Below are 14,109 nucleotides of genomic sequence, written 5' to 3'. Positions count from 1 at the left end.
TCGAAGTTCAGAGTTCTTTATTTCCAAATACTTTGCAAATACTTAAAGTTGTTTCATACTATTATATTATCTATCAATCTCGCTTTTCCAACAAAGGCAGCAACTGCCACTATCACTTTTTTTTCTATCCTTTCTACGGGAACTAAAGTTTCTTCATCTACTATTTCAACATAATCTATTCTAATTAGAGGATGATCTAAAATTTTGTGCATAGCCTGTTTTATAACCTCAATATTTTTTTGACCGTTATCTATTAGTTCCTTAGCTTTTAATAAAGATTTATATAATCTTGTAGCTTGTTCCCTTTCATCCTGGTTCAAATAAACGTTTCTCGAAGACATGGCAAGACCATCTCTTTCACGTACAATTGGTAACTCTATCATCTGGACATCCATATTCAAATTTTGTACCATTCTACGTAAAATTCTGAACTGCTGAGCATCTTTCTGGCCAAAATATGCCCTTGTTGGTTTTACTATATTAAACAACTTAGTAACAACCGTGCATACTCCCCTGAAATGTCCAGGCCTTTTCGCACCACAAAGATATTTAGAAAGTTCTACTTCATCAACATAAACAGAATAATTTTGTGGATACATTTCTTCCACAGTTGGATAAAATACAAAATCCACATTTAAAGGTTCAAGCAACCTTAAATCTCGCTCGAGATCTCTCGGATATCTATCAAGATCTTCGTTTGGCCCAAATTGAGTCGGATTTACAAAAATGCTCACAACAACTATATCGTTTTCTTCACGCGCCTTCTGAACTAAGCTTAGATGTCCGTCATGTAGATATCCCATAGTAGGTACAAATCCAATACTTTTCTTTTGTTCGAGTATATCACTTGAAATTTTTTTCATCTCTGCAATTGTGTGTACAAGTCTCATAAAAAATCCTCCTTTTTAGGTTGAAAGGTTTATAACATGAATAAGTCAAATGTTATCAAATTGCTTTTGCATACATTCCTGACTCAGTTCTATAAATAAGTCCCTTGAGCTCAAGAATTGTAAGTAGTACCATTATTTCTGAAAAATCTTTTGACGTTTTTTCCAAAATTTCTTCCACAGTATGTTCAGTAGACAAAATATCTATAATTAACTTTTCTTCCTCAGATAATTCTACCAGTTTTTTGTGCTCTTTAAATCCATAATATTCAAGTATTTGATATGGATTAGTTACCAAAAATGCGCCATTTTGTATGAGGTAGTTTGTTCCCTCAGACGAGGGTTTATATATATCTCCAGGAACTGCGAATATGTCCTTCCCTTGTTCTAAACCAAATTTAGCTGTTATGAGTGCACCGCTGTCTATGCCCGCTTCTGTTACCAACACACCTTGCGATAAGCCAGATATTATTCTATTTCTTGCTACAAATGTGTATTTTTGGGGTCTTTCCCAAGGCAAATATTCACTCACAACACATCCTTTTTTGATAATTTCTTTGTAAAGTAACTCATTGGATTTCGGGTAAACAACATCAACTCCGCAACCTAAAACAGCAATTGTACGTCCTGCGGAATTCAAAGCCGTCGTATGAGCAACACTATCTATTCCATACGCCATTCCACTGACAATAACAAAATATTTTGTCAGTTCTTTAACAAACTGTTCCGTGACTTGTTTACCATAACTACTCATTTTTCGTGTTCCAACAACAGCAAAAAGGTTGTAAGCTAAATAATCAACTTTGCCTTTCACAAACAAAAAAACCGGAGGATCGGAGATATTTCTAAGAACCTCCGGATATTCTTCATCCCAGTAAGTAATAAGATAAATATCCTTTTTTGATAACCTTTCCTCAATCTTTGAAACCAATTCTTTAAATTCGGAAGGCAAAGATCTGCTGGTACTTATAGATTTTCCATAAGACAGAAACTCTTCAATTTCCGAAAGGTTTTTCTTAAACAACTTGCAATACGCTACCAATTCGGAACTTTTCATAAATTTCCTCTTTTAAATGTAAAATATAGTTATAATTTCAAGAAACTTTCTTATTCTTCGAAAGTATTTCTTTTATCGCCTCTTCTACCCCAGATTTTTTCCCAGGCAAGCACTTGTCCGGTTTGTCCCCCTTTGCTACCGCTTTTGCGTATGCCTCGCAACCAGGATAACCGCAAGCACCGCAGTTTATACCAGGTAATGCTTCTAGTATTAATCTAACTGTTGCATCTTCTTCAACTTTGAACTTTTCACTCACAAAAGACAAGAATAGTCCAAAAACAAATCCTATACCACCAAGTAAAACAGCAGAATACACAACGACCACGCAGTTCACCTCCAACAAAACCAGCCCTGGATTCAATGTTGATTAAAGAACTTTGCTTTCTTGAATTTATTATATCTTAAATTGTGTTTAAATGCAAATCATAAACTCGCGTTGATTTTTTCTGTAGTAAAAACTCTATTGATTCATTCGTTTCATTGAATTAACATTGTAAAACTTGAAAATTTACATAATTACATGTATAAATGTACTGCAGCGACCCCCCTATCCCCCCTTGGAAGAGTTGAGAAACTTTTTCAAGTACCCCCGGAAAACGTCCGGGGGATTTTTTGTTTTTCTAAAGAAAAATGTTATAATTATAATAACTTAGAAAATGTGACTTTACTTTTCTTAATTTGAAAAAAGTCTGGTTGGTGATCCTGTGGCTGGTATAGGTTTCGAACTTAATAAATTACTGAGAAGAAATTCCTTTTTTTCGGATATATTTGCATTTTTTTATTCGGCTAACATTTCAGCTGGCCCGTGGATTATATCTTCAATCACGGTATTTCTAATACAATTGCTTATTCCACAAGAAAAAATTCCGTTTCTTATTTCCGGCATAATATACACATTTATATTCTCCACCATATTATTTGGTAGTGTTTCAACTTCCGTAACACGTTATCTTTCAGATCTGATATATAAAAAAGATTTTCAAAAGATATATCAACTCTATATATCTAGTGTAAACTATGCTCTTTTGTCTTCAGCTGTTTTTTTGGTTATTTTCTTCACAACGAATCGCATTTTTGATGTTGTCAAGATAGGACTTTTCTCTTATTCTCTAACAGTATTAACCGTAATATGGGTGCAGATAGTTTTCATATCGTCCATCAGAAAATTTTTTCCAGTTGTCAGCACTTTCCTCATCGGAGGTTCAATTAGTCTTATATTTACGTTAATTCTCTTTAAAACCTTTGGAGAATACTATGCTTACTTTGGTTTCAACTTGGGTCTAATGACGATCATGGTGTTATTACAGACTGTTATAAAGAGTCATCTATACACTAAGAATGAACATAGATCAGGAACCGATTTATTTATTGAAGCAATAAAAAAGTATAAAATACAAACAATAGCGGGGATTTTCACATATTTGGCAGCTTGGGTTGATGATTTTATAGCGTGGGCGTATTTCAAATATTCAATTTCAAAAGGTTTTGTCTTCGCTCCACAATACGATATTCCGATGTTTATTTCTTACCTGTTCATTATTCCAACTCTCTCACTTTTTGTACTGATCTTAGAAACTGATTTTTACAATCACTACAGACTATTTTACAGATCAATCGAAGAAAACAGAACATTCAAATTCATACGACTTGCTAAATCAGGTCTTGATGATGTTTTACATTCAACAACAAAATCTGTCCTATCGATTCAATTTTCATTTATGCTTGTTGGATTAATTCTTTCAGATAAACTAGCTAACTTATTATTACTTGATGAATATGGATTAAAGACTCTTAGATTTGGTATCGTTGGTGCCGCTCTAAATGGTATATTTTTATATATCTCACTCATAGCACATTATTTTGATTTGCCCGATATACCCATGAAAGGAGCGATAATGGCTTTCTCGATTAATATTATTACTTCCATATTAACTATAAGGATTTATCCTGGACTCGGGTTCCTAATCGGCTTTTGTTTTTCAACGATCTATGCTTTCCTTTCTTTCAGAAAAATTTACTCAGATCTTATAAGATTTGAGTTTACAAGAAGTAAGCTTCTGATTGCGCGAAGGGAGTTAATTGTTCATGAGAACAAACAAATTGTTCGATAGACTCTCAATTATTTTTAATTATATGAAGTTTTCCTTTACAAATGTAAAAAAGCACATCGGTGTGCAGATAGTAGAACTTCTGATTGTATTTCTTATAATCATCATACTTGAAATATTTTCTGTAATTGAACCAATAACGTCAACTATTCTTATCATGACTTTCATTTTTATCTGGTCGGCAAGATACGGCCTGTTACCTTTCCTTTTTTCAGTATCACTTTTCCAAATCATAATTACCTACTTCTACAGAAATAAAGAATTAGGCTTGGACGCCAACGTACTATCGATTTATACAATAACAGTAGGACTTGCGCTTGGAATAGTAGGAGAAATCCTAAATAGAAAAATTAAAACCATCAAAAACGAAAATGAAAAGTTAGAACTTGAGAATCACAACTTAATAGAGAGCCTAAGTAATTTGCAATCAGTTGTTAATCAATTGCGGTTAAGGGTTTTTTTCGAAGGAGAAGGATTGATAAATCTACTTGAACGTCTAAAAGAACTTGAAGTACTTGACTTAGATGAGATATTAACAAGATTTGTTGAAATAGTTGCCGACTTTTTTCAACTTACGAATCTTCAACTCTATCGTGTAGAAAAAAACTTCTTACGATTTGTCAACGGTGTCGGAACTCGTAAATTACCAAACTCGTTGGCTGTTGATACATCTAAGGTTATTTTAAAGGCCATCGAAAAAGGATATAGTACTCTTCCAGAAATCATATTGGAAAGTGAAATTGACTCTTTTGAACCTTGGTTCTGCGTTGCGATTGGAAGACAAGGTGATTTATCAGGTGTTCTTGTTGTTGAGGATATTCAACCTGAGAATTTTTCAGAAATACTTGTGCAATACATAAGAGCCATTGCATCTTGGTTTCATGCCAACATGAAAATAATAAGCGAACAAGAAGCATTGCTTGTTGAAAAGTACAGAAAGCCAGATGGTACTTGGGAGGCAGAGTATTACACAAAAAAGAAGTCTATCTTTGAAAAGAGAAAAGAACGCTTTGGTATACAATTTAAAGAAATTTGTTTTAAGTACCCGAGAGTGTACCATGAAAACATAGTTAAAGAATTTAGAAGCTCAGATATTTTGTATTCTGAAGAAAGTGGTAATTTTGTAACAACAAAGGCCTTACTGCCCGTGTGTGATGAACTTGGAAAAAGGAAGGTATTGGAGAGGTTGACTAAAAAGTATGAAATATCAACATGCTAAAAGATCCATTATGGAGGATAAGAAAAGTTTTGTTTACATATTCGTTGACATCTTAAACGCAGCTCTGATAATTATAAATACTGTTATGATGTTCCTACAGGGACTAAGGATTCCAAACTTTGTGGTATGCCTTTTATCAGCCTTTATTTACTATTTAACAAGAAAAAATATCCCAGAGAGTATCATTTTCATTCTTTCGTATCCTTTATCTTGGCTCTTGCTGATACCGACAAAAACTCAGGAAATTGAGGACTTCTTTAACGTTCCTATACCACCTGAAATTACCGTTAAGATAGAAGATGAAATAATGAACGCTTTACCGGTAAAAACTTTACTTTTGATAGGCAGACCATCTGAAAAAAAATTACTCACAAAGACTATAGTTACCTACGTCACTAAAGGAATAGACATAGAAAAGAACATGAACTATTTAAGAGCATTATTGAAAGATCCACACATGGACGTAGCTCTTTACGCCAGCCAGGCTTTGGAGGATATTGAGAATTACTTTGAGACAAATATTTCAAAAACGAAACAGGATAATTCGATAACATCATGTTTGCACATCTATAACTATCTTCGTACAAGAATACCTAAGGGTGTTATCGAAGAACAACTTAAAGAATTACTTTTAAACAAACTTAAATTTACGACAGACAGAGTTCAGATATACTATGAGATGATGTACTATTTGAAAGGAGATTTGAATATACTTATTGATGGATTTAGAAAAACTAAAAATCAGGAACTACTAAAAAAGTATCTAATTGAAAATCTCAGGAAAGGAAATTACAGCCAAGTGCATACTGCTTATAGAAACAATGGTCTGAAAAATCTTGGTTAATTATACTTCAACTGCTTGAAAAGCAACAGAACTACCTTAGGTTGACACAACACTATGAAATTTCGCTCAAGTTTCCCGTCCCGTTGTTTGTCGAGAAACGACTCTAAATTTTTAAATAGTAGAAAAATTTGGTGAAATTATGCTTGATGCAATTAGAAATCGTATAGAAAGTCATATAGAACAGAATGCTGAAAACATACAGGCATTGAAATATATTCTAATAGGCCAAGAAACTTCTTAAGAAAAATTTTGGTTGCTGTACATGTCAAATAGATAAAGATTATAACTTTTCAACCAAAGCAAGAAAATAGGGAAAACAGCTTATGCAAGGTATAAGCAAAACAATAGTTTCTTGAAAAAAGCTAAAGATCTTACGTTTTCAAGTATTTAGCTTTCACAAAGGAAAGGTTTTTAAAATTTCTTCTAAAATCCAGTATAAAAGTAAAAAGGTTAGCTTGTGAGGTGTTGAAATGGAATTTTTTGAAAATCGATTTATATTGGAAACTCTACCACCAAGAGGTACAGATATTCAAAAGTATATGGAATTCTGTACTAAGGCACACGAAAGTGGGGCACAAGTAATTGCCGTAACAGATTTACCGATGGGAAGCACCAGAGTTTCCCCAATAGCACCAGCACACATGTTGTTAGAAAACGGTTTTGAGGTACTAATGCATTTTTCAAGGACAACGAGAAATGCGATAAGAATAGAAGGAGATTTGATAGCTTCTCATATGCTTGGAATTAGAAATTTGCTTATTCTTTCTGGAGATGACCCACGTGTTGGTACGTATCCGTTTTCCTCAAGTATAGAAGATTTTAGTATCTACGATGTTTTTCGATTAACGAAGTTACTAAACGAAAAAGGAGAAGACCTTGTAGGAGTAAAGATACACGGGAAATTTTCATTCAACTCTGGCGGGGTATTCAGTCCTTTTGAAAAAGACTACAAACAAACAATCGAAAGAATGAGGTTGAAAATGGAAAATGGGTGTAAGTTTTTTGTCTCACAACCAGTTTTTAGTGAAGAAACTATTTTAAAATTTCTTGAGGCCGACGAGGAACTTTATAAATCTACAAAAATATATGTTGCTATAATGGTGTTTGAATCACTTCAACAACTTGAATATTTTTCAAAAGTTCCTGGTGTATTTGTTCCAAAAGAATATTTTAGGCAAAAGACGGATGTTGATATCAAAAACTACTCTTTGACAAGAGCAGCGGTAGTTGTCGAAAAATTATCACAATATGTTCATGGTTTTTATTTGACATCAACAACAAAAGATCTTGAAGTTATAAAAGCCATAAGTGATTTGCTTTAAAAATTTTAGTGATTTCAAAATTTTTTCATGAGGTGATGCTGTTTTGTTCTATGCAATAGCTCTTTCCAATTCTGCCCTAAGCAAACTTTTGCTTTGTGAGTCCTTAGAAGATATAGAAATCGGTGAGAGAGTGATTATAAGATACAAGGAAAAAAAAATGAAAGGTTACGTAGTTTCCAAAGCAAATGGTTTGAATGATTTCGCTGAAGATACAAGTTCGGTCATTTTAAATGAAACATTAGAGGATGTTTGTCAAATTTCAGATAGATTGGACTACAGATCATTCTTAGAACCTTCAAGAGTAGAAGCTCTATTAAAACTTGCTAAAAGGTTTGGTTCAGGTATTGGCCAATATTTTGATATATCATTTCCACCAGGTTTCGATAATTACTTTTCATTATTTGTTGAGAGTGTTAATCCCTTGGTAAACATACCAAAAATGCCTTATGAAGAATTCAAAAAACTAAAAAATTATAGGCAATACATCCTAAACGGTGTTGTGAGGGTGTATAGAGATTTCGAAGTCAATATACCTAAACCAAGGTCAAAAGAGATTTTTGTTAGATTAAAAGTGTCTTATGATGAAATTTCTAAACTCAAATTTACTTCTGATCAATGTATGGTCGTCAACTATCTTTTGTTAAATGATTGCGTAAAATTGCATACTCTAATAGAAGATACTAAGGTAAAAAGAGATGCTATTGTACAATTGAAAAACAGGGGAATAATTGAATTTTTGGATCATATAGTTGAAACAGAGCAACGGAAACAAACCGTAGTACTTGAAGACGAACAAAAGCAAGTCGTAAATAACATACTGTCGTATGATATGAACAAACCAAAAAAACATCTTATATTTGGTCCTACAGGTAGTGGTAAAACAGAAATCTACATGGAAGTTATCGAAAAATACTTATACTTTGGCAATGTACTTTACTTAATTCCAGAAGTATCACTTACAGAACAAACTATAGCAAGGCTTAGAAAAAGATTTCCTGATGTGCCTATAGAAACTTACAATAGTTATCTTACAACATCTAAACGTGTCGAAGTTTGGGCGAAAGCAATCAAGGGTGAAATTAGTATCCTTGTTGGACCAAGAAGTGCAGCATTTATTCCGTTAAAGGATTTGAGGCTTGTAGTTATTGATGAAGAACATGACGAGAGTTATTACAACGATTCAGAGCCTTTCTACGATTTGCGCGATTTCTTAGAATTTTTACCTGTAACAGTAATCTATGGCTCCGCTACACCATCCTTAGGGACTCTAAAGAATGCAAAAGATAAAGTTTATGTGTACAATAAGCTTACAAAACGTTATAGTTCATCTTTACCAGATGTCGAAGTTGTGGACATGAGAAAAGAGAAGAGATTAACCTCTTCTATTTCCGAGAAGCTTTACAAAGCCATAGACGAAACACTTCAGATGAAAAAGAGTGTACTTATCTTTACAAGGAGAAAAGGATTTTCACGTGTACAATGTGCCGTCTGCGGTTACATACTAAAATGCGATAATTGTGATGTTAGCATGACTTACCATATTGAAAGAGATAAATTAAAATGTCATCTTTGTGGTGGGGAAAAAAATTTAATAAGCAAATGCCCAAATTGCCAAGCTACCTTGTTTATTGACAAAGGTACGGGCACGGAAAAAGTTGAAAAGGAACTTAGAATACTATTTCCAGCTAGGAATATTGGAAGAATTGATGCAGAAGTAGTTGATAATCCAGAAAAGCTCAAAAAATTTTTTGACTCTTTAAGAGTAGGAGAATTGGAAATCGTTGTCGGAACGAAGATGATAACAAAAGGACTCGACATTTATAAAATAGGACTTGTAGGTGTTATCGATATAGATGCTCTTATATCATATCCTGATATTAACGCACCACTCAGAACTTTTCAAATGTTAGTTCAAGTTGTAGGTAGAGCAGGAAGAAGGGAAAAAGGAAAAGCAATAATCCAGACTTATAATCCAGAAAGTCCTATAATTTTCTATGCATCCAACCAAGATGTGGAAGGATTTTACGAAAGGGAGCTTGAGTTGAGAAAAGAACTTAATTATCCACCATTTGCAGATGTTATTCAGTTGATGTACTCAAATTTGGATTCAAAAACAGCAAGAGAAACAATGGAAACTGTGGTTGATGAATTAGAAAGAATAATCAAATCAGAGGACTTTTATAACGTCAACAATAATTACGTAGAATTACTTGGACCTTCAGAACATACCATATTTAAACTAGCAAACAAATACAGGTATCAAGTTTTTTTGAAAACAAATAAGGTTGAAAGAAGCTTAGAGATAATCAAAAAAGTAATTTCAAATTATCCAGGGGATTGGACCATAAAGGTTAATCCTATGGAGATTTAAAGACTGGATCCCAGGGAAATTCCTGGGATCCAAATGTTTTTACTTCTTCTTTGAATTTTTCATAATTGTTCCTATCGAAAATGTAGAAAGCACAATTATGCTTCCCCAACTGAATACCATAAACATTATTGCCGATGACGACATGATTTTCACTTCCTTCCATTTGCCTTATCAAGTTTCTGAGATATACTCTTGTAAGTTAAAATAAAACTCAACACAAATACTGTTACCAGTACAACCCTTGCGGCAATTACCCAAGGAATTAGTTTAGGAGTGTTAAGTGCAAAATCTGGTATTAATTTGAAATAACCGTTCTTTGCATAATCAATAGTGGAGAAAACAAGTAGTATTATTATAAAAGCAGGTGTAATAAAGCTCATTATTATCTTATAAAACCAGCTTGGGATTTTCCAGTAACTACCTTTATTTATTTCCTCCAGTCCTTTTGACTTGAACAACCAAACGGCTGCGATTATTTCAAGTAGTCCAAGCAAAACAAGGAAATAAGTACCTACCCAGTTATCAAGTTCAGTCAAATACATCAAATCAGCTGTTTTTGTTAGTATCGGTTCAAGTGCTATAGGTAAACCACCAATTATATACATAATAAAAACAAAAGTTGAACCTTTCTTTCTTTGGATCCCAAATTCCTCTTCTAAAAATGCTGTTAAGTAATTAAACATGGCTATTGAACTTGTAATTCCAGCAAAGAATAGTAACAGAAACCATAATGTACCAAAAATGGGCCCACCTACCATCGTTCTAAAGACGTTAGGTAAAGCGATAAAAGATAATCCTACACCACTTTTTAACCCTTCCGTGCCAAGAAATGTAAACGCTATAGGAATTACTATGGTTCCAGCTAAAATAACTTCTGCTACTTCATTCAAAGAAGCTGTTGCTGTCGCTGAAGCAACAATATCATCTTCATCTTTAAGATAAGACGCGTAATTTTGTATAATTCCCATTCCAAGGGAAAGTGTAAAGAAAATTTGTCCAGCAGCAGCAAGAGTTGAAGACCAACTAAGTTCGTTCCATCTTGGTGACCAGAGGAAATCCAATCCCTTTATGGGTGTCCAATCAGGGTTAACTGGAGAACCAAGAGTAAGAGCCCTTATCAAAAGAGCAAGTGAAAATATATAGATAGCTGGCATGGCAATCTTTGCAAGAGTTTCAAGCCCTTTGTTAACACCTTTGGTCGTTATGTACCACAATATTGCAAGTGTTACAATCCAGAAGAGAAATACTTTGTACGGACTTTGAATATAACCAACGAAATAAGAACCTGTATCAATCGATTTGTCCATATAACTACCGATTGCCGTTTCCCATGAATATCCAAGAGTCCAGCCGATAATATGATTATAATAGGAATTTAGTAAAATAACCACAGAGAGTGCAATAGCTCCAGATAAAGCTCCAAAAATTTTCGCAGCTTTGTGTCCAATGCTATCTCTTGCTTGCAAATATATCATGGGGCCTATAGTACCATGCCCGTACTTACCTCCATATCTACCTTGAGACCATTCGATAATTAGAAGAGGAATACCCATGAACAGGAAGGCAACAAAGTAAGGGATCATGAAGGCTCCGCCACCGTTCTTCGCCGCTTGATACGGAAACCTCCAGAAGTTTCCAAGACCTATAGCGTTTCCTGCCATAGCTAATATCAAACCAAGTTTGCTACCCCAGTGTTCTCTCTTCTCCACAAAGGCCACCTCCCAAGAAAATTTAGGGATATAGAATATAAAGAACATAAAATAAAAACAAAAATAATGCACAAATAGACGGATGACTATTCACTTTGCCAGTTATCTCATTCTTAATGATAACTAACACAAAAAATTTATCATACTACGAAAAGTTAATCAAGACTAAAATTAATCGAAATGGTAATTTCTAGTTAATTGATGTTACAAAACAAAAGTTTGTGAAACTAACGAAACTTATAAGTTTTTTCCGTGTTTTAACTATCTTTTTTGTTAAATACTCTCGAATAAAAAGCTACTTTTTACTCACTCTCAAAAAAGTTTTTGAAGATATTCTCGATGAATTCTTTTCTAAGATATCCAAAATTACTCAACCACAAACAGTCCTCTTTCCACAACTCAGCATCCGGCTTTCCCCATCTATTGCTATGAAGTACCATCTCATCCTTAAGAAGATTAATATAATTTTCTACAATTGTGTTTATGCGCTCAGGAATGAAGACATTGCTCATAATATAGTAGAATCTCTCAACAAATTTCTTTTTGAATTCCTCGTTTTTTAACAGTTTTCGCAGAAGTAGTGTTGCTTCATCTGTCATAGTCCATGGTACGTTTGGGTCACCAAAAATAGCGACGGTCAAGGTGTTATGTTCAGGTATCCAGAGAGAATTATCCATATCGTACATCATCCAACGCCATTTTCCATCCGCATATGTATTGTCCTCGATTTTTAAGACCCTCCACATTCTTTCATTGTTACCGGGCCAATCGTTATTTGCAGCTATAATTTCTGATAACTTAAAATTGATAAAGTTGTCAATATCAATTAGGTTACAAACTTTTTCGTAATTACTCTTGATCGAAAGGTCATTCTCTCTAACAAAATTAAGAAGCTCTACAAAACTTTGTTGATCACCTTCTTTTCCATCTTGAATAGTTAAATCGTAGTTTATAATAACCGTATTTTTTTCACTTACCCCATACTTTATTTGCAAATATCTCAAATCGTAATACTCCATCAGATAAACAATTCCCCAGTATTCACCATTTATGTAATGAACAACAGGATAATTATCTTGAGTATCAAATCCCAAAGCTTTAAAAATATTCTGCGCAACTGCATCCCTCATGTAACAGTATTCCCAATCATTTCCAGAATTTCGTAATAGCAGCTTTTTGTACCCACTTCTTCCGAAAAATGGATAAGTAAACTCCTTTTCTTTGTTACGCGCGTAAAGTCTTAAAGATTTTACTGGGAAGCTTCTTGAAAATTCTCCATGAATCCTGACTCCAATTTCGGTTCTGTACCTTAGATTGTTATTCTCGAAATACTCAAAAATTGCAGGACGTTCCCAAGCTTCTCCCCTTTGGTGATAATTCCCAGTCCAATACGGATTTGAAGGATCAAAAAGTTTTCCAGGAACATATATTCCCTTACCATCATCAAAAAGGTCTTGAGGATCGACAATTATCGAGACCACAGGTAACGAATGTCTAATACCTACGAAATAAGTTCGGACAGCTGTATCTATCACTTTGCTGTCCTTAACTTCCACGATTCTGATAACGGTCGCCTTTGGAAATAATTCTTTAGGTTCTTGCCATGTTGGAGATGTAGGAATGAACATAAGTTTGTTAGCGTAGTTTTTCTGAAAGGTTATTGGGGAAGAATATTTGTATGTTCCTTCTTTCCCAGGAGCTGGTACTGAACCATCGATAGTATAGTATATGTCTCCACCAACTGTGGAAAAGATACTAACCGTAATTGTTTCATCGTAAAAACCAGATTCATGAGAAACAAAAAGCTGAGCATGGATACTTTCTATCCGAAATATTAATAGCAAATTAGCAACTAAAATACTAAGAACAAGTTTTCTAATATATATCCCCCCTTTATCTATAAGCTTTTATCCAAAACCTATAACTCAGAATCCCTTCCTTCAAGTCTATACCTTTATTTCTCGCTAACTGAACCTTTATTTCTTCATTCATAGAATACTTTGGAGTAATTATTATCTCGTATCCTTCACCCGATACTCTAAACGTAACTTCGTACCTTTCAGCCAACGTTTCATCTGCCAACCCTGCATTCTTAACGTTCTCGCTATTCAACGTAGATATCCTATAACCCTTGCTTATGTATTTTCTAACAGACTGCTCAAATTCTAATATCTCAGAGTAAATTTTGTCAGCCGATTCCTCGAAAGAAGTTCCAGATTGTACTGGCGTACTTTCAAAATCCATTTTCACGTTTGTTTCAGAATAGGTTTCTATAATGCTTGGCGGTTCTGACATTTCTTTCGCTGAAAGTTTTCTCTCATTCCTCTTGATGAAATCTGTTTGTGTTTCAAGCGATGAGCTGGTCTTTGTATTCTCAGACAAGATAATACTACCTTCATCATCTGATTTTTTCACTGGTACCTGAGAACTTTCACTCTTTTGGAAGCCATTGTAACTCGCCTCTTCAGTAATTTGGTCTGAATAGTCGAAATCAATAACTCTGTTGGCTTTTAAAGATAAGAAAAGAATAATAACAAAAAGTATGCTCAGAACTATAAATTTTGTCAATGAATTCACGATACTCACCTCTTT

General features: G+C 34.0%; 11 protein-coding genes. 5 read left to right on the top strand and 6 right to left on the bottom strand.

The genetic code is table 11. The features are described from left to right. Positions 1 to 53: 53 nt before the first annotated feature. From panC to N2Z58_06755, 3 genes are read right to left on the bottom strand one after another with little or no spacing between them, the layout of a single operon-like run. Positions 54 to 890 carry a pantoate--beta-alanine ligase gene (gene panC, locus N2Z58_06765; protein MCX7654357.1) on the bottom strand — a complete coding sequence of 279 codons (837 nt, stop codon included), beginning with the start codon at positions 888 to 890 and terminating at the stop codon, positions 54 to 56. Between the two features lie 55 nt (positions 891 to 945). Beyond that, positions 946 to 1,944 carry a DNA-processing protein DprA gene (gene dprA / locus N2Z58_06760; GenBank protein ID MCX7654356.1) on the bottom strand — a complete coding sequence of 333 codons (999 nt, stop codon included), beginning with the start codon at positions 1,942 to 1,944 and terminating at the stop codon, positions 946 to 948. Positions 1,945 to 1,981: 37 nt separating this feature from the next. Continuing rightward, positions 1,982 to 2,269: an RnfABCDGE type electron transport complex subunit B gene (locus tag N2Z58_06755; GenBank protein ID MCX7654355.1), complete on the bottom strand. Its 288-nt coding sequence runs from the start codon at positions 2,267 to 2,269 to the stop codon at positions 1,982 to 1,984. A 379-nt stretch (positions 2,270 to 2,648) separates the two neighbouring features. Between N2Z58_06755 and pelG the strand changes: the two genes are divergently transcribed. From pelG to priA, 5 genes are all read left to right on the top strand, one after another. Then, positions 2,649 to 4,055, top strand: coding sequence for an exopolysaccharide Pel transporter PelG (pelG, locus tag N2Z58_06750; protein ID MCX7654354.1), 1,407 nt, complete (start codon positions 2,649 to 2,651; stop codon positions 4,053 to 4,055). After that, a complete protein-coding gene (locus N2Z58_06745) occupies positions 4,030 to 5,271 on the top strand; it encodes a hypothetical protein (GenBank protein MCX7654353.1) in 1,242 nt (413 codons plus the stop codon). The genes pelG and N2Z58_06745 overlap by 26 nt, the downstream gene beginning before the upstream one ends. Continuing rightward, entirely contained in the window at positions 5,252 to 6,115 is an 864-nt protein-coding gene (locus N2Z58_06740) for a hypothetical protein (GenBank protein MCX7654352.1), read from the top strand. Before N2Z58_06745 ends, N2Z58_06740 begins: the two co-directional genes overlap by 20 nt. A 470-nt stretch (positions 6,116 to 6,585) precedes the next feature. Next, the gene (locus N2Z58_06735) at positions 6,586 to 7,437 is read left to right on the top strand and encodes a methylenetetrahydrofolate reductase (GenBank protein MCX7654351.1); all 852 of its coding nucleotides are present in this window, start codon (positions 6,586 to 6,588) and stop codon (positions 7,435 to 7,437) included. Between the two features lie 43 nt (positions 7,438 to 7,480). Then, positions 7,481 to 9,808 (top strand): primosomal protein N', encoded by a 2,328-nt coding sequence (priA, locus tag N2Z58_06730; protein MCX7654350.1) that lies wholly within the window; start codon positions 7,481 to 7,483, stop codon positions 9,806 to 9,808. Positions 9,809 to 9,957: 149 nt separating this feature from the next. Here priA and N2Z58_06725 read toward each other — a convergent pair whose 3' ends face one another. From N2Z58_06725 to N2Z58_06715, 3 genes are all read right to left on the bottom strand, one after another. Further along, positions 9,958 to 11,517, bottom strand: coding sequence for a sodium-dependent transporter (locus N2Z58_06725; GenBank protein MCX7654349.1), 1,560 nt, complete (start codon positions 11,515 to 11,517; stop codon positions 9,958 to 9,960). 302 nt (positions 11,518 to 11,819) lie between these two features. Next, positions 11,820 to 13,361 carry a CotH kinase family protein gene (locus N2Z58_06720; GenBank protein ID MCX7654348.1) on the bottom strand — a complete coding sequence of 514 codons (1,542 nt, stop codon included), beginning with the start codon at positions 13,359 to 13,361 and terminating at the stop codon, positions 11,820 to 11,822. Between the two features lie 49 nt (positions 13,362 to 13,410). Next, positions 13,411 to 14,094 (bottom strand): hypothetical protein, encoded by a 684-nt coding sequence (locus N2Z58_06715; GenBank protein ID MCX7654347.1) that lies wholly within the window; start codon positions 14,092 to 14,094, stop codon positions 13,411 to 13,413. Between the last annotated feature and the right edge of the window lie 15 nt (positions 14,095 to 14,109).

Origin of the sequence: Fervidobacterium sp., assembly GCA_026419195.1 — a bacterium.
GTDB lineage: Bacteria > Thermotogota > Thermotogae > Thermotogales > Fervidobacteriaceae > Fervidobacterium.
The sequence above is the reverse complement of the archived record's forward strand: the minus strand, read 5'-3'. Positions and strand labels throughout refer to the sequence as shown.

Coding starts and splice junctions, on each gene's coding strand:
- panC (MCX7654357.1), bottom strand. CDS start 890: ATGAGACTTGTACACACAATTGCAGAGATGAAAAAAATTTCAAGTGAT.
- N2Z58_06735 (MCX7654351.1), top strand. CDS start 6,586: ATGGAATTTTTTGAAAATCGATTTATATTGGAAACTCTACCACCAAGA.
- N2Z58_06745 (MCX7654353.1), top strand. CDS start 4,030: ATGAGAACAAACAAATTGTTCGATAGACTCTCAATTATTTTTAATTAT.
- N2Z58_06740 (MCX7654352.1), top strand. CDS start 5,252: ATGAAATATCAACATGCTAAAAGATCCATTATGGAGGATAAGAAAAGT.
- dprA (MCX7654356.1), bottom strand. CDS start 1,944: ATGAAAAGTTCCGAATTGGTAGCGTATTGCAAGTTGTTTAAGAAAAAC.